At 70.9% G+C, this 19,664-nt stretch carries 21 protein-coding genes and 3 tRNA genes; 9 read left to right on the forward strand and 15 right to left on the reverse strand.

The genetic code is table 11. From position 1 onward, the window contains the following. Window positions 1-28: 28 nt before the first annotated feature. Genes GL325_RS05500 through GL325_RS05520 form a run of 5 tightly spaced genes read right to left on the reverse strand, consistent with a single transcriptional unit; the run spans window position 29 to window position 6,557 of the window. Window positions 29-1,681, reverse strand: coding sequence for an LpqB family beta-propeller domain-containing protein (locus GL325_RS05500; RefSeq protein ID WP_187768843.1), 1,653 nt, complete (start codon window positions 1,679-1,681; stop codon window positions 29-31). Continuing rightward, a complete protein-coding gene (gene mtrB, locus GL325_RS05505; protein ID WP_154595537.1) occupies window positions 1,678-3,204 on the reverse strand; it encodes an MtrAB system histidine kinase MtrB in 1,527 nt (508 codons plus the stop codon). The genes GL325_RS05500 and mtrB overlap by 4 nt, the downstream gene beginning before the upstream one ends. After that, the gene (gene mtrA, locus GL325_RS05510) at window positions 3,204-3,905 is read right to left on the reverse strand and encodes an MtrAB system response regulator MtrA (RefSeq protein ID WP_154595538.1); all 702 of its coding nucleotides are present in this window, start codon (window positions 3,903-3,905) and stop codon (window positions 3,204-3,206) included. The genes mtrB and mtrA overlap by 1 nt, the downstream gene beginning before the upstream one ends. A 2-nt stretch (window positions 3,906-3,907) precedes the next feature. Next, window positions 3,908-5,350 carry an adenosylhomocysteinase gene (ahcY, locus tag GL325_RS05515; protein WP_154595539.1) on the reverse strand — a complete coding sequence of 481 codons (1,443 nt, stop codon included), beginning with the start codon at window positions 5,348-5,350 and terminating at the stop codon, window positions 3,908-3,910. A gap of 49 nt (window positions 5,351-5,399) precedes the next feature. Beyond that, window positions 5,400-6,557, reverse strand: a complete 1,158-nt coding sequence (locus tag GL325_RS05520) for a PrsW family intramembrane metalloprotease (protein WP_187768844.1) — start codon at window positions 6,555-6,557, stop codon at window positions 5,400-5,402. A 56-nt stretch (window positions 6,558-6,613) separates the two neighbouring features. On the opposite strand from GL325_RS05520, the gene GL325_RS05525 reads away from it, so the two are divergent. Both GL325_RS05525 and GL325_RS05530 read left to right on the forward strand, forming a co-directional pair. Then, window positions 6,614-6,687: transfer RNA gene (locus GL325_RS05525), tRNA-Arg, on the forward strand. A 26-nt stretch (window positions 6,688-6,713) separates the two neighbouring features. After that, window positions 6,714-6,929 carry an amphi-Trp domain-containing protein gene (locus tag GL325_RS05530; protein ID WP_154595541.1) on the forward strand — a complete coding sequence of 72 codons (216 nt, stop codon included), beginning with the start codon at window positions 6,714-6,716 and terminating at the stop codon, window positions 6,927-6,929. A gap of 7 nt (window positions 6,930-6,936) precedes the next feature. On the opposite strand, the gene GL325_RS05535 is transcribed toward GL325_RS05530, so the two are convergent. Continuing rightward, the gene (locus tag GL325_RS05535) at window positions 6,937-7,677 is read right to left on the reverse strand and encodes a thioredoxin domain-containing protein (RefSeq protein ID WP_154595542.1); all 741 of its coding nucleotides are present in this window, start codon (window positions 7,675-7,677) and stop codon (window positions 6,937-6,939) included. Between the two features lies 1 nt (window position 7,678). Further along, window positions 7,679-8,434, reverse strand: coding sequence for a thioredoxin domain-containing protein (locus tag GL325_RS05540; protein WP_154595543.1), 756 nt, complete (start codon window positions 8,432-8,434; stop codon window positions 7,679-7,681). Between the two features lie 85 nt (window positions 8,435-8,519). Here GL325_RS05540 and orn point away from each other — a divergent pair, with 85 nt between their 5' ends. The 3 genes from orn to GL325_RS05555 all read left to right on the forward strand — a co-directional run bounded on the left by orn (window position 8,520) and on the right by GL325_RS05555 (window position 9,887). After that, entirely contained in the window at window positions 8,520-9,128 is a 609-nt protein-coding gene (gene orn, locus GL325_RS05545) for an oligoribonuclease (RefSeq protein WP_187411794.1), read from the forward strand. A gap of 54 nt (window positions 9,129-9,182) precedes the next feature. After that, window positions 9,183-9,258: transfer RNA gene (locus GL325_RS05550), tRNA-His, on the forward strand. Between the two features lie 80 nt (window positions 9,259-9,338). Beyond that, window positions 9,339-9,887 carry a hypothetical protein gene (locus tag GL325_RS05555; protein WP_154595544.1) on the forward strand — a complete coding sequence of 183 codons (549 nt, stop codon included), beginning with the start codon at window positions 9,339-9,341 and terminating at the stop codon, window positions 9,885-9,887. Here the strand turns inward: GL325_RS05555 and GL325_RS05560 are convergent, their stop codons facing one another. From GL325_RS05560 to glpK, 4 genes are read right to left on the reverse strand one after another with little or no spacing between them, the layout of a single operon-like run. Next, complete coding sequence (locus tag GL325_RS05560; protein ID WP_222865851.1) at window positions 9,888-10,442, reverse strand: nucleosidase; 555 nt, start codon at window positions 10,440-10,442, stop codon at window positions 9,888-9,890. Further along, window positions 10,439-12,166: a glycerol-3-phosphate dehydrogenase/oxidase gene (locus GL325_RS05565; protein WP_187768845.1), complete on the reverse strand. Its 1,728-nt coding sequence runs from the start codon at window positions 12,164-12,166 to the stop codon at window positions 10,439-10,441. Before GL325_RS05565 ends, GL325_RS05560 begins: the two co-directional genes overlap by 4 nt. A 19-nt stretch (window positions 12,167-12,185) precedes the next feature. Beyond that, window positions 12,186-13,244, reverse strand: a complete 1,059-nt coding sequence (locus tag GL325_RS05570; RefSeq protein ID WP_223110967.1) for an alpha/beta hydrolase — start codon at window positions 13,242-13,244, stop codon at window positions 12,186-12,188. Beyond that, window positions 13,241-14,749 carry a glycerol kinase GlpK gene (gene glpK / locus GL325_RS05575; RefSeq protein ID WP_187768846.1) on the reverse strand — a complete coding sequence of 503 codons (1,509 nt, stop codon included), beginning with the start codon at window positions 14,747-14,749 and terminating at the stop codon, window positions 13,241-13,243. Before glpK ends, GL325_RS05570 begins: the two co-directional genes overlap by 4 nt. 42 nt (window positions 14,750-14,791) lie before the next feature. Here glpK and GL325_RS05580 point away from each other — a divergent pair, with 42 nt between their 5' ends. Next, entirely contained in the window at window positions 14,792-16,306 is a 1,515-nt protein-coding gene (locus tag GL325_RS05580) for an NAD(P)/FAD-dependent oxidoreductase (protein ID WP_187768847.1), read from the forward strand. Window positions 16,307-16,371: 65 nt separating this feature from the next. Further along, window positions 16,372-16,447: transfer RNA gene (locus tag GL325_RS05585), tRNA-Lys, on the forward strand. Window positions 16,448-16,486: 39 nt separating this feature from the next. Here the strand turns inward: GL325_RS05585 and GL325_RS05590 are convergent. Together GL325_RS05590 and GL325_RS05595 are read right to left on the reverse strand one after the other, a co-directional pair. Then, the gene (locus GL325_RS05590) at window positions 16,487-16,753 is read right to left on the reverse strand and encodes an acylphosphatase (protein ID WP_187768848.1); all 267 of its coding nucleotides are present in this window, start codon (window positions 16,751-16,753) and stop codon (window positions 16,487-16,489) included. A gap of 10 nt (window positions 16,754-16,763) precedes the next feature. Continuing rightward, window positions 16,764-17,006, reverse strand: a complete 243-nt coding sequence (locus GL325_RS05595; protein WP_154595549.1) for a helix-turn-helix domain-containing protein — start codon at window positions 17,004-17,006, stop codon at window positions 16,764-16,766. Window positions 17,007-17,081: 75 nt separating this feature from the next. Here GL325_RS05595 and GL325_RS05600 point away from each other — a divergent pair, with 75 nt between their 5' ends. Both GL325_RS05600 and GL325_RS05605 read left to right on the forward strand, forming a co-directional pair. Next, the gene (locus tag GL325_RS05600; RefSeq protein WP_154595550.1) at window positions 17,082-17,540 is read left to right on the forward strand and encodes a MarR family winged helix-turn-helix transcriptional regulator; all 459 of its coding nucleotides are present in this window, start codon (window positions 17,082-17,084) and stop codon (window positions 17,538-17,540) included. Further along, window positions 17,537-17,842, forward strand: a complete 306-nt coding sequence (locus GL325_RS05605) for a hypothetical protein (RefSeq protein WP_154595551.1) — start codon at window positions 17,537-17,539, stop codon at window positions 17,840-17,842. The genes GL325_RS05600 and GL325_RS05605 overlap by 4 nt, the downstream gene beginning before the upstream one ends. 3 nt (window positions 17,843-17,845) lie before the next feature. Here the strand turns inward: GL325_RS05605 and nhaA are convergent, their stop codons facing one another. Together nhaA and GL325_RS05615 are read right to left on the reverse strand one after the other, a co-directional pair. Then, window positions 17,846-19,096, reverse strand: a complete 1,251-nt coding sequence (nhaA, locus tag GL325_RS05610) for a Na+/H+ antiporter NhaA (RefSeq protein ID WP_187768849.1) — start codon at window positions 19,094-19,096, stop codon at window positions 17,846-17,848. An 86-nt stretch (window positions 19,097-19,182) separates the two neighbouring features. Continuing rightward, on the reverse strand, window positions 19,183-19,656 hold the full coding sequence (locus GL325_RS05615) for a PaaI family thioesterase (protein ID WP_154595553.1): 474 nt from the start codon (window positions 19,654-19,656) through the stop codon (window positions 19,183-19,185). Window positions 19,657-19,664: the final 8 nt, after the last annotated feature.

Below are 19,664 nucleotides of genomic sequence, written 5' to 3' on the forward strand. Positions count from 1 at the left end.
CCAGCCCGTGCGCGGGGCTGTGGACGAGTCAGGCGATGCCGCGTGCGGCCGCGACGTCCACCGCGACCCAGCGGGTCCGGTCGAGGATCCAGACGCCACCCTCGCTGTCGAGCAGGTAGAGGTCGGAGTCGGCCGCGGCGGTCGCCACGAGGGCGACCGGCTCGATGTCCGGAAGGAGTTGACCACCGCCGGGCCAGGCGTCGACGACCTCGGTGCCGTCGATGCGCAGCGAGTGCACCTGGCTGCCCGGTGGTCCCAGATGGGCCACCCGGGAGCCGTCGACCCAGACGACCTGGCGGGCTCCGGCGACGGTCGCCAGCCGCGTCGCGTCGGTCAGGCCCACGACGCGACCGTCGCGGCGCTGGACGCCGCCCACGAACAGCCGCCCGTCCGCGGTCGCGGCATACCGGGCGCCGTCGGGCGAGACCGCGAACGACGAGATCCCGCGCAACTCGGGCGCCGGGACCCCGACGAAGGACTCGCCGTCATGAACCCGGACGCGGGTCCTGCCGGCGGGCCGGTCGACCAGCCAGGCGTTCTCGTCGATGTCCAGGATCGGGCGCAGGAACCGCTCGCCGGTGATGTCGACGGGGTCCGTGCCGTCGGCCGCCGTGACCCGGGCGCGGTCGCGCCACGTCGCGACGACCCGCTCCTCGTCCGCGGCGACCATCGACGCGCCGGCGTCGTCCGTGCCCCAGTCCCCCGGCAGCCGCTCCCGTGAGCGCGGCCCGACCCGGTGGACCACACCCTCGGCCACGACGGTGGCCCAGCGACGGGACTTGTCGGGGCCGAAGGAGGTCCAGCCGCCCGCGTCCTGGACGGGCTCGCCCGCGGGCGCCACCACGGTGCCGTCGCCGGTGATCTGCACGTCGGTCACGATGGGAACCTGCCGCAGCGTCCAGGCGACCTGGGCCGAGAGTCGCTTCTGCAGGGCGGGCTTGAGGTCCCCGACCCGCGTCGAGAACTCGATCTGGGCCACCCCGTCCACCACGGGGACGGAGGCACGCAGGTCCTCGACGGGCGGGACGGCGGTCGTGAGCCCCGGCGCGGAACCCGGCCGAGGCCCGATGGCCAGGCTGGTCATCAGCGACGTCGCCAACTGGTCGCCGACCACCTCGTGGACGGGTACGGGCACCAGGTGGCTCCCGCTCTGGTCGAGGAAGTACAGGTCGAACGTGCGGACGTAGTCCTCGAACCAGCCCCGGCTCACCAGGACGCCGTCGGGAGGGGTCGCGATGCGCCACTGCCCGTCGATCCGCTCCAGGTCGAGGTCCCACCGCTTCGTGGTCCCCAGGCGGGTCAACCGGCCCTGGGCGTCGAGACGCGCGTCGGCGGTCAGGTCGATCCGCCCGGACCCGACCGCGTCGGAGGACACGTACGCCGCCGTGTACACCGTGGTGCTCCGGCCGGGGCGCCACTGGTCGGCGGCCTCGGGCGTCAGGTACTCGGCCGCGACCCGGTGCGTCACCGGGTACGCCAGCATGGCGTCGAGGAAGCCGCGCACGATCTGGGCCTCGGTCGCATCGGGCGCCGGGCCTGCCGGGGTGTAGCGGACCGTGCTCTCGCCCAGTCCCGACTCGTCCTGGACCCGCTCGACCGGGCCGGAGGTCGGGATGCCCGCACAACCGGCCAGCACGGCGGCGACGACCGCCAGGACCAGGGCGGTGCGGGGCGCCCTCATGCGAACACCGAGCTCGTGACGGGCGACCACACGCGCTCCCCCGCGACCCGCGGCAGGGTCAGGATGAACTCGGTCCCCTCGCCGGGCCGCGACCACACCTCGAGGGTCCCGCCGTGCAGGGCGGCATCCTCGCGGGCGATCGCCAGCCCGAGCCCCGTGCCACCGTGCGAGCGAGCGGGATCACCGCGCCAGAAGCGGTCGAACACCCGGCGGACCACGTCGGGCTCCATGCCGACGCCGTAGTCGCGGACGGCCAACGAGACCCGGTCGGCCGCTTGGGACACGATCACGTCGACCTGGTCGGACTCGCTGTACCGGGCGGCGTTGGTGACGAGGTTGCGCACGATCCGGTCGACCCGTCGGTAGTCCGCCTCGACGATCGCCGGCCGGTCGGCGCCGCGGGCGTGGCCCACGATGCCCGCCCGCTTGAGCACGTCGTCCGCCGCCGCGGTCCGGGCCACCGCCGCCAGGTCCACGGGATCGGTCTCCAAGGTGGCGGCTCCGGCGTCGAAGCGGCTCAGGTCCAGCAGGTCCGACAGCAACGCCTCGAACCGGCCGACCTCGGTCTGCAGCAACTCGGCCGCTCGCGCGGTCTGGGGGTCGAAGCCCGGGCGCGCCTCGTAGAGCACCTGACCGGCCATCTGCACGGTCGTCAACGGCGTGCGCAGCTCATGGGAGACGTCCGACACGAAGCGCTGTTGCAGCCGGGACAGGTTCTCGAGGCGGCGGATCTGACTCTGCAGGCTCTCGGCCATCTGGTTGAAGGACGTGCTCAGGCGCGCGATGTCGTCCTCGCCCTTGACGTGCATCCGCTGCTCGAGGTTGCCGGCCGCGAACCGCTCGGCGATGCGTCGCGCCAGACGGACCGGCTCGACCACCTGACGCGCGACCAGTCCGGCGACGAGCGTCACCATGACCAGCAGTCCCGCGCCACCGGCCAGCAGGGCGGTGCGCACGAGGCCCAGCGTCTCCTGCTGGTCGGCCATCGAGAACACGTAGTAGAGCGCGTACCGGTCGTTCGAGCCGGGCGCGGTCACCCGACCGCCGACCGTGACGACGGGGACGTCACCGGTGCCGAAGACCGACAGCTCGGAGAAGGTCCAGAAGATGCCCTGCTCGGAGCTGACCTGGCGAACCAGGTCGGCGGGCACCGCGTCGATGCCGACGTTGCCCGACGCCCGCACGGGCGCTCCCCCGGCCTCGGCCAACGGGCCCTGCAACACGAGCTCGTACGAGCGGTTCTCGCCGCGGGTCGCGGCCAGCGCGTCGACCAGCTGCGTCAACGCCGGCGACTGACGGGTGGGCTCGCTGTCGACCGCGGCGTCGAGCTGGGACTGGGCCTGCTCCAGGCCGGCGCGGGCCTCGCCGATCGCGGCGTCGCGGCGGTTCTCGGCCAGGCCGCCGGCCACGTCGTGCAGCAGCGCCCAGCCGACGATCAAGATGACGGCCGTGCTCAGCAGCACCGTGTTGATGACCACCCGGGTGCGCAGCGAACGGCGCCACAGCCCCACGAGCCGGCGCATCAGCGGGAGGCCGGGTCGATCGCCTGGTAGCCGATGCCGCGCACCGTGCGGATGACCTGCGGGTTCTCGGCCTCGTCCTCGATCTTCTGGCGCAGTCGCGTCATGTGGACGTTGACCAGCTTCGTGTCACCGGGGTGGTGGTAGCCCCACACCTTCTGCAGCAGCACCTCGCGACTGAAGACCTGCTCGGGTGCCGAGATGAGGCAGGCCAGCAGGTCGAACTCCAGCGGGGTGAGCGAGACCGGGCGCCCGTCGCGGGTGACGGTGTGCCCCTGGGGGTCCAGGACGATGTCCCCGAACTCGATCCGTCCGCCGAGCGGGTCTCGCCGGCGCAGCCGCGCCCGGATCCGGGCGATCAGCTCGCTGTTGCGGAACGGCTTGGTGAGGTAGTCGTCGGCGCCGACCTCGAGGCCGTCGACGATGTCCCGCGTCTCGCCCTTGGCGGTCAGCATCACGATCGGGACGCCCGAGACGTCCCGGATCTGGCGGCACACCTCCATGCCGTCCAGACCCGGGAGCATCCGGTCCAACAGGACCACGTCGGGCTTGAACTCCTCGAACGCCGCCATCACCGCGTCGCCGGTGTGACAGACGGCCGTCCGGAATCCCTCGCCCTCAAGGACGATCGTGAGCATCTCGGCCAACGACGCATCGTCGTCGACGACGAGCACCCGCTCGTGCTTGGGGCGACGTTGCGACATGCTCAGTAGCGGTAGTGGTCCGACTTGTACGGACCCGCCACGTCGACGCCGAGGTACTCGGCCTGCTCCTTGGTCAGCTCGGTCAGCTCGACGCCCAGGGCGTCGAGGTGCAGGCGAGCGACCTCCTCGTCGAGGTGCTTGGGCAGCACGTGGACGCCCAACTCGTACTGGTCGGCCTTGCTGTACAGCTCGATCTGCGCGAGGACCTGGTTCGTGAACGAGTTCGACATCACGAACGAGGGGTGGCCCGTCGCGTTGCCCAGGTTCAGCAGACGGCCCTCGGACAGCACGATGATCTTCTTGCCGTCGGGGAAGATCCACTGGTGGACCTGCGGCTTGATCTCGTCCTTGACGATGCCGGGGATCTTGGCCAGGCCGGCCATGTTGATCTCGTTGTCGAAGTGGCCGATGTTGCCGACGATCGCCTGGTGCTTCATCTTCTCGAAGTGCTCGACCCGGATGATGTCGAAGTTGCCCGTCGTGGTGATGAAGATGTCGGCGTACTCGACGACCGACTCGAGGCGCTTGACCTCGTAGCCGTCCATCGCGGCCTGCAGCGCGCAGATCGGGTCGATCTCGGTGACGATGACGCGGGCACCCTGGCCGCGCAGCGACTCCGCCGAGCCCTTGCCGACGTCGCCGTAGCCGCACACGACGGCGACCTTGCCGCCGATCATGACGTCGGTGGCGCGGTTGATGCCGTCGATCAGCGAGTGGCGGCAGCCGTACTTGTTGTCGAACTTGCTCTTGGTGACCGAGTCGTTGACGTTGATCGCCGGGAAGAGCAGCGTGCCCTCGCGGAAGCGGTCGTACAGGCGCAGGACGCCGGTGGTGGTCTCCTCGGAGACGCCCTTGATGTCCTTGGCGATGTTCGTCCAGTACTGCGGCTTGGTCTCCAGCGAACGGGCCAGGACGCGCAGCACCTCCTTGAACTCCTCGTTGTCGGTGCTGTCCTGCGGGGGAACGGCGCCGGCCTTCTCGTACTCGACGCCCAGGTGCAGCAGCATCGTGATGTCGCCACCGTCGTCGAGCAGCACGTTGGGGCCGCACTCGGCACCCTGCTCGTCGGTGAAGGCGAAGACCTTCTCGGCCTCGTCCCAGTACTCGGCGAGCGTCTCGCCCTTCCACGCGAAGACCGGCGTGCCCTGCGGATCGTCCGGCGTGCCGTTCGGCCCGACGACGACCGCGGCGGCGGCGTGGTCCTGGGTGGAGAAGATGTTGCAGGTCGCCCAGCGGACGTCGGCGCCCAGCGCCGTGAGCGTCTCGATGAGGACCGCGGTCTGGATCGTCATGTGCAGCGAACCGGCGATGCGGGCGCCGGCCAAGGGCTTGCTGTCCCCGTAGCGCTCACGCATGGCCATGAGGCCGGGCATCTCGTGCTCCGCGAGCTCGATCTCCTTGCGGCCGTACTCGTGGAGGGACAGGTCCTTGACGCGATAATCCATAAGCTCGACCTTACCGTCCGGTACCGAGCCGCACCGAATCGACGCGTGACTACTTCATCCCCGGCGGGAGAGCCGGCGGCAGGTGCAGGAACGGGCGCAGGTGCCACATCCGGTCCAGCAGCGCGTAGGTGCGGTCGGGGCCGCCCGGCTTGGCCACCCCGGTCATCACCGCGTCGTGCAGGAACGCGACCTCGGTCGCGAGCCGCTGGTAGCGCTTGACGGCATCGACGGCGACGGGTCCGTACCGAGCCGCGTAGGCCCTGGCCTGGCGCCGGCGAGCGAAGCGGACGAGCCACGGCACCTCGGCGGGATGGATCCAGCCGCGGCGGGCGATGTCGGTCAACGCCCGGGACAGGATGTCGATCTGGCTCATGCGCAGCACCACGGCCGTGACGCCCAGGCCGAGCAGCAGTGCCGCCAGCACGATGTAGGCCAGCAGGAACCCGATGCCGCCGCCGACGACGATCGCGCCGTTCCAGATCGCGTGCAGCCCGACGCTGGCGAGGTAGCCCAGCGCCAGCAGACCCCAGCGCTGCAGCCGCGACGAACGGTGGACGGCCAGGCCCATCGCGATGCCGATCGCCGCGGTGAACAGCGGATGGGCGAAAGGGCTGAACAGGCCGCGGACGACGAAGGTCGCGGTGGCCATCTCGGCGCCGGAGTACGGCACCTCGTCGAACCCGAGGTAGCTGGCTGCGTAGTAGCCGACGTTCTCCATCGCCGCGAAGCCCAGCGCCACGAGCCCCGAGACGACGAGGCCGTCGAGGACTCCGTCGATGATCCGGCGCACCCGGACGAGCGTCAGCAGGACGAACAGGCCCTTGGCGAACTCCTCGGCCACGGGGGCCCCGACCGCCGTGAGCCAGTCCTCGTTCATGCCCAGGCGCGACATCGCGATCTCGACCGGCAGGGCGATGCCCACCGCCACCACCGCGCCCCACACGAAGGCGGCGGCCTTGTACCGGAACGGCTCGGGCTCGACCCGGTCGAGCCACCAGTACGCGAACAGCGCGACGGGCAACGGGATGAGGGCGTAGACCAGCGCGAGCGACGTGCCCGCGATCGAACCGGAGATCGACGCGAAGAACACCGCGCCACCGGCGCCGACGACCGCCGTGATCCAGACCAGGACGACCAGGAGCTTGCGGCCACGTTGTCGGAGGGGGTCCACCTCGGGGGGCAGTACCAGCGCCGCGGTCGTCGTCACCGGACCAGAGTAGAGCGCCGCGGGGACACCGGCCGGTCCCGATAGTCTGGCCCCGAGCGCCCGTAGCTCAGCCGGATAGAGCAAGAGCCTTCTAATCTCTAGGTCGCAGGTTCGAGTCCTGCCGGGCGCGCGGATTCGTCAACGAAGGAGAAGACCATGGACCTGTTCGAGCTCGACCAGACCCAGCGCCTGAGCCGCGAGGCGGCCGCTGCGAAGCTGCACGCCCTCGCCGACGCGCTCGCGCGCCACAACTCCGTGGAGTTCATCAAGGGCGACAACCGCATCACCGTCGATGTGCCCGACGAGGTCGAGCTCTCCGTCGAGATCGAGATCGGCGACGAGAACGAACTGGAGATCGAGCTGCGCTGGTGAGCTGATCTCAGGCCGCGTCGATCGCGGCCTGCAGTGCCGCGGCCGTGGGGTCGTCGACCTTCTCGCCGTCCACGAGGACCGTGGGGGTGCCGGTGACCCCGCGATCGCGCGCCGCGTCACGCGGCTCGCTCAGCCACGGCACGAAGCGGTCCTGGTCGATGCACTCGGCGATGCCGGACACGCCCGCGTCCTGCGCGATCTGGTCCAGGTCCGTGCTGGACGGCTCGGACCCGCCCTCGTGGAACCCGGCGGCGAACAGCGCCGTGTGCATCGACCAGAACGCCTCGGGTCCCTCGGCGTCGGCCGCGCAGACCGCCGCGTTCATGACGTCGTGGGCCGGACCGTCGGACGCCCGGCCGTCCATGATCGTCATGGGCACGAAGCGCAGCGCGATCTCGCCGGCCTCGGCCCGCTCCTTCAACAAGCGCTCACCGTCCGATGCCGCGAAGTCGGCGCAGTGCGGGCACAGGAAGTCGGCGTAGACCTCGACCACCGGCGCGCCCGGGTCGGCCTTCGCAGGGAAGGCGAAGCCCGGCGCGCCACCGCTGACGTACCGCGGCGCGACGACGTCGCGGTCCTCGTCCGCCGAGGCGAGGGCCGACACGCCCCACGCCGCGGCCGCGACGAGCGCCGTGGCGGCAGCGGCGATCGAGCCGGTCAGGATGAGGCGCTTGCGGCGCTCGGCCCGCTCACGCTCCAGGCGAGCCGCCTCGGCGCGAGCGGACGCCTTGCGTCGCTGGTTCGTCACGTCAGGACTTCGAGGCGTCGGCGATCGCCTTCTGCAGCTCGTCCGGCGTGCGCGCCTGGCTCTCCTTGCCGTTGATGAACACCGACGGCGTGCCCGAGACCTTGCGGTCGTCCGAGAACGTCTTCTGGACCTGGTCGATCCACGGCACGAACTTCTCGGTGCGCACGCAGTTGTCGATGCCGGTCACGCCGGCCTCCTCGGCCAACTCGATGAGCGCCGCGTCCTCGGGACCGGCGCCACCCTCCTGCGGCTGGGTCGCGTAGAGCGAGTCGTGCACCTTCCAGAACGCCTCGTCGCCGTCCTGGTCGACGACGCACATCGCCAAGTTGGTGGCCCGGCGGGAGTAGTCGTTGGTGCTCTGACGGTGCAGGAACGAGAACGGCATGAAGCGCAACTGGATCTCGCCGGCGGCCGCCTGGCTCTGCAGGAACTTGCCACTGACCTGCTCGAACGAGGCGCACGCGGGGCACAGGAAGTCCTCGAAGAGCTCGACGATCGGCTTCTGGGCCGCGTCGGCTTCGCCGGTCGCGGGGAACGGCACTCCGTCGTCGACGAGGTTCCGCGGCTCGATGACCTCGGTGTTCTTCGCGTTCTGGTCCGAGAGCGACTTGACGCCCCAGGCGGCCAGGGCGATGAGCACGACGACCACCGCGACGATGGCGACGGTGATCTTGTTGCGCTGCTTGCGCTCGGCCTTCTGTCGTTCCTTGCGCATCTGCTCGGCGCGGGCGGCGCGGGCCTGGCGGTCGTTCGTCACGTGAGCTCCTCGGACATGGACGTGGTACCGCCGGAAGCCTACCGGGCGAGACGCACCCGTCGCCGAAGCGCACTAGGGTGGCGGGGTGAACGACAAGCTGGTGTGGGTCGATTGTGAGATGACCGGGCTGTCCCTCCAGGACGACGCCCTGATCGAGATCGCGGCCCTGGTCACCGACTACGACCTCAACATCCTCGGTGACGGGGTCGACCTGATCATCAAGCCTCCGCAGGCCGCGCTCGAGCAGATGAACGAGGTCGTGACCACGATGCACACGACGTCGGGCCTGCTCGACGAGCTCGACTCCGGGATCACCGTCCGCGAGGCCGAGGAGCAGGTGCTCGAGTACGTGCGCCAGTACTCCCCCGAGCCGGGCAAGACGCCGCTGGCCGGCAACTCGATCGGCACCGACCGCGCCTTCCTCGCCCGCGACATGGTCGAGCTCGAGTCGTACCTGCACTACCGCGTCATCGACGTGTCCTCCATCAAGGAGCTGGCTCGCCGCTGGTTCCCCCGGGCGTACTTCGCCGCACCCGAGAAGGGCGGAGCCCACCGCGCCCTGGCCGACATCCGCGAGAGCATCGACGAGCTGCGCTACTACCGCCGCGCGATCTTCACCCCCGACCCGGGCATCGACACCGAGACCGCGCGCGCCATCGCGGCCGAGATCACGGCAGGCAGCCAGCCCGAGTAGGACCCGGCTGCGACGTCCGGTAGACTCGTCGCGCTGCGCCGCGAGGCGCACATGGTGGGTGTAGCTCAGTTGGTAGAGCACCGGCTTGTGGTGCCGGTGGCCGCGGGTTCAAGTCCCGTCATCCACCCCAGAACGACCGAGGCCCGGACCTCGCCCTCGCGGGCAGGTCCGGGCCTCGGTCGCATTCTCGGCGATGACACAGTGGCCCCCGTGGACCTGATCACCTCCCTCGAACGGCTCGCCGAGCAGAACCTCTCCGGCGTGGCCTTCCTCACCGCCTACGGCGTGACGTGGGTGGCCTGCGGCCTGCTGTGGCGTCGGACCACCGAACAGGTGGCGACCTACGCGACGCTCTTCCAGGGACTGTTCGCGCTGCCGGCGGCGCTCGGGCTCTCGGCACTCATCGGCGCGATCGGCCCCGACCGGCCCGTGGGCGACGAGATCACCCAACTCTCGGTGTTGATCGGGACCTCGCAACTGCTCGGCCTGCCGCTCCTGATCGTCCTCGTGGTCAGGCACCAGTACCGCCTCGTGCCGTTCACCTTCGCGGCGATCACCTCGATGCACTTCGTCCTGTACGCCTGGCTCTATCGCACGCCGGTGTACATCGCGATGGCAGTGATGATCTCGCTCGGCACGATGGTCGTGACGCTCACCGCACCAGAGGAGTCACGTTCGAGCCCCGCGCGGGTCTGCTTCCTGACCGGCGGTCTGCTCCTGACGACGGCACTGCTGTTCCTCGTGCACCACCGCGGATAATCAGCCGATCTCGTCGCGGACCCAGTGTCCGATCAGCCGGGCGCACGCATCGACGACCGCCGCCCACTCGAGGGCCGAGTCGTCCGCGGCGTCGCTGACGATCTTGACCAGCCGGCACGGCACGCCGGCCAGCCGGCAGGCGCGCGCGACCGCGAATCCCTCCATGTCGACCAACTGCGCCCGCGCGGCCAGCGCGTCACGCACGACGGGGTCGGTCACGAACAGGTCGCCGGTGGCCAGCACCGTGCCGTCACCGCCCGCGATCTCGATCTCGTCGACGGCGTCGTGGCCGAGTGCGCGGATCGCGTCGGCGGAGTAGTCGTGGTTCACCACGGTCGACGGCAGGAACAGCCCCGTCAGCCCGGGCCTCAGAGCGCCCGCGGTGCCCACGTTCAGCACCAGCTCGGGCCGCGAGCGGGCGATCGCGGCGGCCGTCACCGCCGCGGCCTCGACCTTGCCGATCCCGGTCAGCACGACCTCGAGATGCTCGGGCACGTACGCCGCCTCGACCTTCGTCGCGGCGACCACCAGGACGCGCGACGGATCGACGCTCACAGGTGGCCGACCGGCACGACGTCGGGCGCGCCCATGCGCGCCGCGTCGGCCGTCTCGTCGTCGGGCATCGTCTGGCTCTCGAGCTCGGCCTCGACCCGCTTGAGGTAGTGGTCGACCTCGCGCTCGCGGTGGGCGTCGGACCAGTCCAGGGCCTCGGCCATGAGAGCGGCCACCTCCTCCGCGCACTCCGTGCCTCGGTGGAAGGTCTCGATCGAGATGCGCGTCCGGCGAGCCAGGATGTCGTCGAGGTGCCGCGCCCCCTCATGGGTGACGCCGTAGACGACCTCGGCGCGCAGGTAGTCGTCGGCACCACCGAGGGGCTCGGCCAGGTCGGGACGCTCGGCGATGAGCTCGAGCACCTCGGTGGCCAACGTGCCGAACCGGTTCAGCAGGTGCTCGATCCGTCCCACGCCCAGCCCGTGCGCCTCGGCGAGGGCCTGCCGGCGGTTCCACAGCGCCGCGTAGCCGTCGGCGCCCAGCAGCGGGATGTCGTCGGTGACGCAGGCCGGCACCCGCCGGTCGAGCAGCGAGCTCATCTGCTGCACCGCGGCGTCGATCGCGTCCTTGGCCATGATCCGGTAGGTCGTGTACTTGCCACCCGCGATGACGACGAGCCCCGGGACCGAGGTCGAGACCGCGTGCTCGCGCGAGAGCTTGCTCGTGGCCTCGGACTCGCCGGCCAGCAGCGGCCGCAACCCCGCGAACACGCCCTCGACGTCCTCGGGCACGAGCGGCTCCACAAGCACCTGGTTGACGTGCTCGAGCAGGTACTCGATGTCCTTCGCACTGGCGGCCGGGTGGTCCTTGCTCAGCGACCAGTCCGTGTCGGTCGTGCCGATGATCCAGTGCCGTCCCCACGGGATGACGAACAGCACCGACTTCTCGGTGCGCAGGATCAGCCCGGACTCGCCACGGATGCGGTCGCGCGGCACGACGAGGTGGATGCCCTTGCTGGCGCGCACGTTGAACTGGCCGCGCTCCCCCGCGAACGACTGGGTCTCGTCGGTCCAGACGCCGGTCGCGTTGACCACCTGACGGGCACGGACGTCGATCTCGCGGCCGCTCTCGAGGTCCTTGACGCGGGCGCCGACGACCCGGCCGCCCTCGCGCAGCAGGTCGATCACGCGGGTGCGGCTGGCGACGTGGGCGCCGTAGGCGGCGGCCGTGCGCGACAGGAACATGGTGTGGCGGGCGTCGTCGACCTGGCCGTCGTAGTAGTGCAGCGCGCCGACCAGAGCATCCTTGCGCAGCGCCGGCATCACGCGGCGCGCGCCGGTGCGGGTGAGGTGCCGGTGGCGCGGGACGCCGCGCGAGCGGCCCGACAGCAGCGCCATCGAGTCGTAGAGGGCGACGCCGGAGCCGGCGTAGAACCGCTCCCACACCCGGTGCGTCAGGGGGTAGAGGAACGGCACGGGCTTGACCAGGTGCGGCGCCAGCTTGTCGATGAGCAGGCTGCGTTCCCCCAGCGCCTCGGCCACGAGCCGGAAGTCGAGCATCTCGAGGTAGCGCAGGCCGCCGTGGATCAGCTTGCTCGACCGGCTGGAGGTGCCGGACGCGAAGTCGCGCGCCTCCACCAGACCGACCGTCAGTCCGCGCGTCGCGGCGTCGAGGGCCGCACCCCCGCCGACGACACCACCGCCGATGACGAGGACGTCGAGGTGCGTGGAGCCCAGTGCGTCCAGGGCGTCCTCGCGGTGGGTCGGAGACAGGGCAACCGGTCGCATGCCCACCAGTCAACCAGCCTCAGGCCATCGACGCCTCGATCGCCCGGGCGATGCGGATCGTCGCCTCCCTGGCCGTCCGGCTGACGCCGGTGATGTTGATGAAGGCGTGGATCAGCGATCCCTCGCGGGCCAGCGTGGTGGGCACGCCCGCCTCCTCCAGGCGCCGGGCGTAGGCGATGCCCTCGTCGCGCAAGGGGTCGAACCCGGCGACCGCGACGTAGGCCGGCGGCAGGCCGGTGAGGTCCTCGGCCAACAGCGGGGACGCCCGCGGATCGAGGGCATCGGCCGGGTCGGCCAGGTACCGCTCGGCGTACCAGTCCATGTGCTGCTCGGTGAGGAAGAAGCCCTCACGGAACTCGGCGTAGGAGGGGTGCTTCGTCGACAAGTCCGTCACGGGGAAGAGCAGCAGCTGCATCACCGGCACGACGTCGCGGCCCCGCAGGTGGTGCGCCAGCACGGCCGCCAGATTGCCGCCGGCGCTGTCGCCGGCCACGACGATGCGGGTCGGGTCGACGCCCCACCCGGGCGCGTGGTCGACCGCGAAGTCCCACGCGGCGGCCGCGTCCTCGACCGCCGCCGGGAACGGGTGCTCGGGCGCCAACCGGTAGTCCACCGAGAGGATGTCGACCCCGGCCTCGCGAGCCAGGAAGCGCACGGCCGAATCGGTGCTGACGCGGCTGCCCAGGACCCATCCCCCGCCGTGGAAGTACACGACCAGGCCCTTCGACTCCGTCGTGGCGCGGTAGCGGGTGGCGGGGATGGGGCCGGCCGGTCCGGGGATCACGAGGTCCTCCTCGACCGCGAAGTCCTCGAAGACGTCGGCGAACACGAGCGCCTCGTCGGTGAGCATGCGGCGCGCCTGCTCGACGGGGTACTGGGTGAAGTCGCTGCCGGGGATGCGGTTCATGACGCGCAGGGCCACGGCGATCTCGGGAGCGAGCTGCTCACCGTCGCGGTTCACCGGCGCATGACGGCCGAGGCGGGCGACGACGGACTCGGGCAGCCGGGCGAAGCCGCGGATCACGGCCCGCTCGGCCTGCAGCGCGGCCGACAGGCCGGCGCGGGTCCCGGCGCTCACTCGACCCACCCGAGCGTGCGCTCCACGGCCTTCTTCCACTGGTGATATCCGGCTTCACGGTCCTCGTCGGTCCACTGGGAGGTCCACCGTTTCGACTCCGACCAGTTGGCGACCAGCTCGTCGGTGCCGGTCCAGAACCCGACGGCCAGCCCGGCCGCGTAGGCCGCGCCGAGCGCCGTGGTCTCGGCGACGACCGGGCGGCTGACCTCGATGTCGAGGATGTCGGCCTGGATCTGCATGCACAGCTCGTTGGCGGTGATGCCGCCGTCGACCCGCAGCACCTCGAGCTCGATGCCGGAGTCCGCGACCATGACGTCGACGACGTCCTTGCTCTGGTAACAGATCGCCTCGAGCGCGGCGCGCGCCACGTGCGCGACCGTGTTGAAGCGCGAGAGGCCGACGATCACCCCGCGCGCGTCCGGACGCCAGTACGGCGCGAACAGGCCGCTGAACGCCGGCACGAAGTAAACCCCGCCGTTGTCGTCGACCGTCTCGGCGAGCGCCTCGGAGTCGGCCGCCTCGGCGAACACCTTCAGCTGGTCGCGCAGCCACTGGATCGCCGACCCGGTGACCGCGATCGAGCCCTCGAGGGCGTAGACGGGAGGCGCGTCCCCGAAGCGGTAGGCCACCGTGGTCAGCAGACCTCGCTCGGAGCGGACGATCTCGGTGCCGGTGTTGAGCACGAGGAAGTTGCCCGTGCCGTACGTGTTCTTGAGCATCCCGGGCTCGAAGCAGGCCTGACCGACCAGCGCGGCGTGCTGGTCGCCGAGATTGCCCGCGAGGACCACCTCGGCCCCGAAGGGACCATCGGCGCGCGTGCGGCCGAACTCCTGCGAGGAGGACGTGATCTCGGGCAGCATCTGCCGCGGGATCTCGAAGATCTCGAGCGGCTCGTCGTCCCACTGCAGGGCCTCGATGTCCATCAGCATCGTGCGGCTGGCGTTCGTGACGTCGGTGACGTGGACGCCGCCGTCCGGCCCACCGGTGAGGTTCCAGATCAGCCAGGTGTCGATCGTGCCGAACAGGGCGTGCCCCGCCTCGGCGTCGGCGCGGACCCCGTCGACGTTCTCGAGGATCCAGTGCAGCTTCCCGCCGGCGAAGTACGCGGCGGGCGGCAGGCCCGACTTCGCGTGGACGATCGCGCCGCGGCCGTCCTCCTCGATGGTCCGAGCGAGAGCGGCGGTGCGGGTGTCCTGCCACACGATCGCGTTGCCGTACGGCTCGCCCGTGCGACGATCCCAGACCACGGTGGTCTCGCGCTGGTTGGTGATGCCGACGGCGGCCAGGTCCGTCGCGGCGATGCCGGCGGCCTCCAGGCCCTTCTCGACGACCGTGCGGGTGTTCGCCCAGATCTCCGCGGCGTCGTGCTCGACCCACCCGGCCTGCGGCAGGATCTGCTCGTGCTCGACCTGGTGCCGGCCGACCTCGTCCCCGCCATGGTCGAACACCATGAACCGCGTGCTGGTCGTGCCTTGGTCGATCGCACCGACGTACTGCTGTGACATGGGCCTCACCCTAGAAGACCCGCGGCGTCATACGCTCGTGCCATGGCCGAACGCGTCGTCATCGTCGGAGCTGGACACAACGGGCTCGTCGCCGCCGCACTGTTGGCCCGCGCGGGCCACGAGGTGCTGGTGCTGGAGCGCCTCGATCACGTCGGCGGCGCTGCCGTCAGCGCGCCGGCGTTCGACGGGTACGACGCGCGCCTCTCACGGTTCTCCTACCTCGTCAGCCTGTTCCCCCAGGCCCTGATCGACGAGCTGGGGCTGGACCTCGAGCTCCGCTCGCGCGACACGGCGTCGTTCACCCCGTGGAGACGCGACGGTCGCGCCGGTGGACTCCTCGTCGAGACCGACGCCGGCGAGGCGACCCGGCAGAGCTTCGCCGAGCTGACCGGCGACGACCGCGCGTTCGACGCCTGGAGCTCCTTCTACGACGAGGTGAGCACGCTGGCCGGGGCCCTCGCGCCGACTCTGCTGGAGCCGCTGCCGCACATCGGCGACGTGCGCGACCGGGTGCCGATGGCGATCTGGACCGATGTGGTCGAACAGCCGCTCGGGACCGCGTTGCGTCGCCGCTTCAGCGACGACATCGTGCGCGGCGTCGTCGCCACCGACGCGCTGATCGGCACGTTCGCCTCGCTGGACGACCTCACGCTCGTGCAGAACCGCTGCTTCCTCTACCACCTCATCGGCAACGGGACCGGCGAGTGGCGCGTGCCGGTCGGTGGCATGGGCGCCGTCACGAGCGAGCTGGCACGCGTCGCCACCGAGGCCGGGGCGACGATCCGGCTCAACTCCGAGGTCGACGGGATCGACGTCAGCGACGTGGACGTCACGATCGCCGGAGACGGCTTCGTCGAGCGCGCCGACCGGGTCCTGTTCGGTGCCGCACCGTACGTCCTGCAACGCCTCCTGGGCCGCACCCCCGCCGCCAAGCCGGCGGGAGCCCAGCTCAAGCTCAACGTGCTGCTCTCGCGGTTGCCGCGCCTGGCGTCGGGCGTCGATCCCCGCGTGGCGTTCGCGGGGACCTTCCACCTCGACGAGTCGTTCGACCAGCTGCAGCTGGCCTGGGCCACCGCCGCGTCCGGCGACCTGCCCCCGGCGACCGGGGAGTTCTACTGCCACACCCTGACCGACCGATCGATCCTCGGCCCGGAGTTGCGCGACTCCGAGGCCCAGACCCTCACCTACTTCGGCCTCCACACGCCGCCCGGGGTCCTGGACGCGCCGGGCGCCAAGGACTCGGCCGTGGCCCGAGTCCTGGCCGCCCTGGACGCACACCTGGCCGAGCCGATCGAGCCGCTCATCCTGGGGCTCGAGGCCAAGACGCCGTCGGAGATCGAGCGCGAGCTGTGGATGCCCGGCGGGCACATCTTCCACGGCGACCTGGCCTGGCCGTGGCTCGAGGAGGGGGAGCATCCGCGCACCCCGGCGGATCGCTGGGGCGTCGCCACCGCGCACCCCCGGGTCCTGCTGTGCGGCAGTGGCGCCCGCCGTGGCGGTGCCGTCAGCGGGATCGGCGGCCACAACGCGGCCCGCGCCGTGCTGGAATCGGCGTAGCGAGGGGGCCGGATTTCACCCCCGCGGAGGGTATGCGGTAGTGTTGGTGATCGCGCAGCGCGTGAGCACCCCTAGCTCAATTGGCAGAGCAATTGACTCTTAATCAATGGGTTCTCGGTTCGAGTCCGAGGGGGTGTACCAACGATGAGGGCCCCGGTTCGCCGGGGCCTTTCTCGTTTCTCAGCGGACGGTGAATCCGTGGCTCTCGGTGGTCGCGAGGTCGCGGACGTCCACGGACTCGACCTGACCGCCCGGCGGCCCCTCGGCCATCCAGGCGAGCACGGCGTCGACCTGCGCCGGCTCTCCCTGCAACTCGGCCTCGACGGAGCCGTCGGCACGATTGCGCACCCAGCCCGAGACGCCGGCCTGCTGCGCGGCGATCCGCGTCGACCAGCGGTACCCCACTCCCTGGACCAGCCCGCGCACCACCACGTGAACTCGCCTCATGGCCGGGGCGTCAGCTGGCGCCGTACTGCTTGATCGCGCGACTGATGCTCGTGTGCGAGACACCGACCTCGTCGGCGATCTCCTGGTAGGACATCCCCGCCTCGATCGCGGCGGCCAGCGCGGCGGCCCACTCGCCGCGAGCCCGCGCGATGGCGCGCTCGTACTCGGCGGTGGCGGAGTCGTACGCCTCGCGGGCGGCATGGAGGGCGCGCGGCACGGAATCGTCGTACTTGCGGCGGTGGCGGAAGGCCATGGAGTCAACCTACGACGCGATCGCACAGGATGCACCCCATGTCGTGAGCACACGAACAGTTCGTACACTGATGACATGAGCGAGTCCCGCAATCCCCTCTCGCTGGACGAGCAGGTGTGCTTCGCCCTCTCGGTCGCCTCGCGCACCGTGATCGGGAGTTACCGCGACGTCCTCGAGCCGCTGGGGCTCACGCATCCGCAGTACCTCGTGATGCTGGCCCTGTGGGAGTCCGACGGCCTGACCCTGCGCGGCCTCAGCGACGTGCTGCGGCTCGAGCCGGCCACCGTCTCCCCCCTCGTGAAGCGACTCGAGGCGGCCGGGCTGGTGCGTCGCGACCGCCGCCCCGACGACGACCGGGCGTTCTCCCTGACCGTCACCGCCCAGGGACGGGCGCTGCGCGAGCAGGCCCTTGCCGTGCCGACCACGATGCTCGAGCGCTTCGACATGGACGTCGCCGAGCTGGAGCAGGTCAACCGGTGGCTGCGCGAACTGATCGACCGGGCCGACCGCGCCCAGGAAAGGACCACGGCATGACCTCCCGCCTCCCGGACTCCTCGGAGGAGTCGCTCAACCTCGTCCGGCGCCGGATCCTGGCGATCACCTGGGTCGTCACGGCGATCCACGGCCTGTTCGGCACCCTGGGCGGGGCCTACGCGCTGGGCTCGGACCGGCGGGGCGACCAGATCATCCTGCTCGTCGTCTCGGTGCCGTTGGCGTTCATCATCTTCGGGGTGACCCGGGTGATCCTCGACAAGCCCGTCTTCACCTGGCGCTCGCTGCCGTTCCTGCTGGTGCTGCTGGTCCCGACGGTGGCCGCGTTCTTCTGGATCCTCTGAGCCTCACCGCTGGAACGCGTCGGGGACACCGTCCCCGTCGTCGTCCGCGGACTCCTGCTCCTCGATGCGGCGGTAGTGCCGGTTGCGCGACCGCAGCACGACGGCGGCGAGCGCGGCCGCCAGCAGCGAGCCGCCGAGCACGCCGATCTTGACGTACTCCTCCAGGTCCTCACCGACGAACGCGAGATCCCCGATCAGCAGCGACACCGTGAAGCCGATGCCGGCCAGCATCGCGACCCCCACGACGTCGATCCAGCGGATGCTGGGATCGAGCTGGGCGCGGGTCGTGGCCGACAGCAGCATCGAGCTGCCGACGATGCCCAGCGGCTTGCCCAGCACGAGACCCGCGACGATGCCCCACGTCACGACGGAGCCCGCGGCTCCGGACAGCACCTCGCCCGAGACCGCGACCCCGGCCGCGAAGAATGCGAAGACCGGCACGGCGAACCCGGTCGAGACCGGTCGGACCAGGTGCTCCATCCGCTCGGCGATGCTGTGGTCCCCGCGCGCCGGGACCATGAATCCCAGCAGCACGCCGGCGACCGTGGCGTGGACGCCCGACTCGTGCATGAGCACCCACGTGACGACGGCCAGCGCGATCAGCAGCCACCACCAGTGCGGCGCACGGCGCACGACGAACGCGAAGGCCGCCAGCGGCAGCACCGCGCCCAGCAGCATCAACAGGTCGACGGACTCGGTGTAGAAGACCGCGATCACCGTGATGGCCAGCAGGTCGTCGACGACAGCGAGAGTGAGCAGGAAGGTCCGCAACGCTGCAGGCAGGTGCGTGCTCAGCACAGCCAGCACGGCGACGGCGAAGGCGATGTCGGTCGCGGTCGGGATGGCCCAGCCGTGCGTGGTCCCGTTGCTCGCGTTGAAGGCCACGAAGATGAGCGCCGGGGCGATCATGCCGCCCATGGCGGCGACGACGGGCAGCATCGCGCGGCGCGGATCGCGCAGGTCGCCGGCGACGAACTCGCGCTTGAGCTCGAGTCCCACCACGAAGAAGAAGATCGCCAGCAACCCGTCGGCGGCCCACTGCGCGACCGTCAGGTCCAGGTGCAGCGACTCGGGCCCGATCCGCAGCGCGGCCAGGTCGAAGTACGCGTCGGACCACGGCGAGTTCGCCAGGACCAGGGCAGCCACGGCGGCGACCAGCAGGATCGATCCGCCGACGGTCTCGCGACGCAGGACGTCGGCGATGCGGGCGGTCTCGGGCCAACTGCCACGGGAGAACAGGCCAGGTGAGCTCATGGGGTTCCTTCAGGGGTCGGCAGCAAGGACGCCGACCAGACTTCCCGGCACACCAGACTCCAGCCTATCCCGCAGAGCGGCGTGGTTCAGGAGTAGATCATGCAGGTGGTCGTCCCGTGCGCGACGAGCTTGCCGTCGGCGTCCACGACACGCCCCTCCGCCGTGGCGGTGCTGCGCCCGAGGTGGATCACCGACCCGGTACCGATCAGGGTGCGACCGTCCACGGGCACCGTGCGGATGTAGTTCACCTTCAGCTCGAGCGTTCCGTACCCGACCCCGGGACCCAGGCGCGTGTGCACGGCGCAGCCCATGACCGAGTCGAGCAAGGTCGCGCACACGCCGCCGTGCAGGGTGCCCAGCGGATTGGCGCCGGAGGGCATCGAGACCATCGAGAACGACACCTCGCCCTCCTCCAGCGACTGGACCTCGAAGCCGAAGAGGTCGCCGATCACGGGCGGGCGCTGCTCGCGGGGCAACGAGAAGGCGAAGCGCAGGAACTCCAGACCGGTCATCTGGGAGACCGCGGCGAGGTGCTCGTCCGAGAGCGGGAGGTTCGTCATGCTCGCCA

The sequence above is a fragment of the Aeromicrobium sp. 636 genome, from assembly GCF_024433585.1.
Lineage (GTDB): Bacteria > Actinomycetota > Actinomycetes > Propionibacteriales > Nocardioidaceae > Aeromicrobium > Aeromicrobium senzhongii.

Bases quoted from the DNA above. Each gene is read 5' to 3' on its own strand.
- GL325_RS05500 (WP_187768843.1), bottom strand. From the start codon at position 1,681: ATGAGGGCGCCCCGCACCGCCCTGGTCCTGGCGGTCGTCGCCGCCGTG.
- mtrB (WP_154595537.1), bottom strand. From the start codon at position 3,204: ATGCGCCGGCTCGTGGGGCTGTGGCGCCGTTCGCTGCGCACCCGGGTG.
- mtrA (WP_154595538.1), bottom strand. From the start codon at position 3,905: ATGTCGCAACGTCGCCCCAAGCACGAGCGGGTGCTCGTCGTCGACGAC.
- ahcY (WP_154595539.1), bottom strand. From the start codon at position 5,350: ATGGATTATCGCGTCAAGGACCTGTCCCTCCACGAGTACGGCCGCAAG.
- GL325_RS05530 (WP_154595541.1), top strand. From the start codon at position 6,714: ATGGACCTGTTCGAGCTCGACCAGACCCAGCGCCTGAGCCGCGAGGCG.
- GL325_RS05565 (WP_187768845.1), bottom strand. From the start codon at position 12,166: ATGCGACCGGTTGCCCTGTCTCCGACCCACCGCGAGGACGCCCTGGAC.
- glpK (WP_187768846.1), bottom strand. From the start codon at position 14,749: ATGTCACAGCAGTACGTCGGTGCGATCGACCAAGGCACGACCAGCACG.
- GL325_RS05580 (WP_187768847.1), top strand. From the start codon at position 14,792: ATGGCCGAACGCGTCGTCATCGTCGGAGCTGGACACAACGGGCTCGTC.
- GL325_RS05590 (WP_187768848.1), bottom strand. From the start codon at position 16,753: ATGAGGCGAGTTCACGTGGTGGTGCGCGGGCTGGTCCAGGGAGTGGGG.
- GL325_RS05595 (WP_154595549.1), bottom strand. From the start codon at position 17,006: ATGGCCTTCCGCCACCGCCGCAAGTACGACGATTCCGTGCCGCGCGCC.
- GL325_RS05600 (WP_154595550.1), top strand. From the start codon at position 17,082: ATGAGCGAGTCCCGCAATCCCCTCTCGCTGGACGAGCAGGTGTGCTTC.
- GL325_RS05605 (WP_154595551.1), top strand. From the start codon at position 17,537: ATGACCTCCCGCCTCCCGGACTCCTCGGAGGAGTCGCTCAACCTCGTC.
- nhaA (WP_187768849.1), bottom strand. From the start codon at position 19,096: ATGAGCTCACCTGGCCTGTTCTCCCGTGGCAGTTGGCCCGAGACCGCC.
- GL325_RS05615 (WP_154595553.1), bottom strand. From the start codon at position 19,656: ATGACGAACCTCCCGCTCTCGGACGAGCACCTCGCCGCGGTCTCCCAG.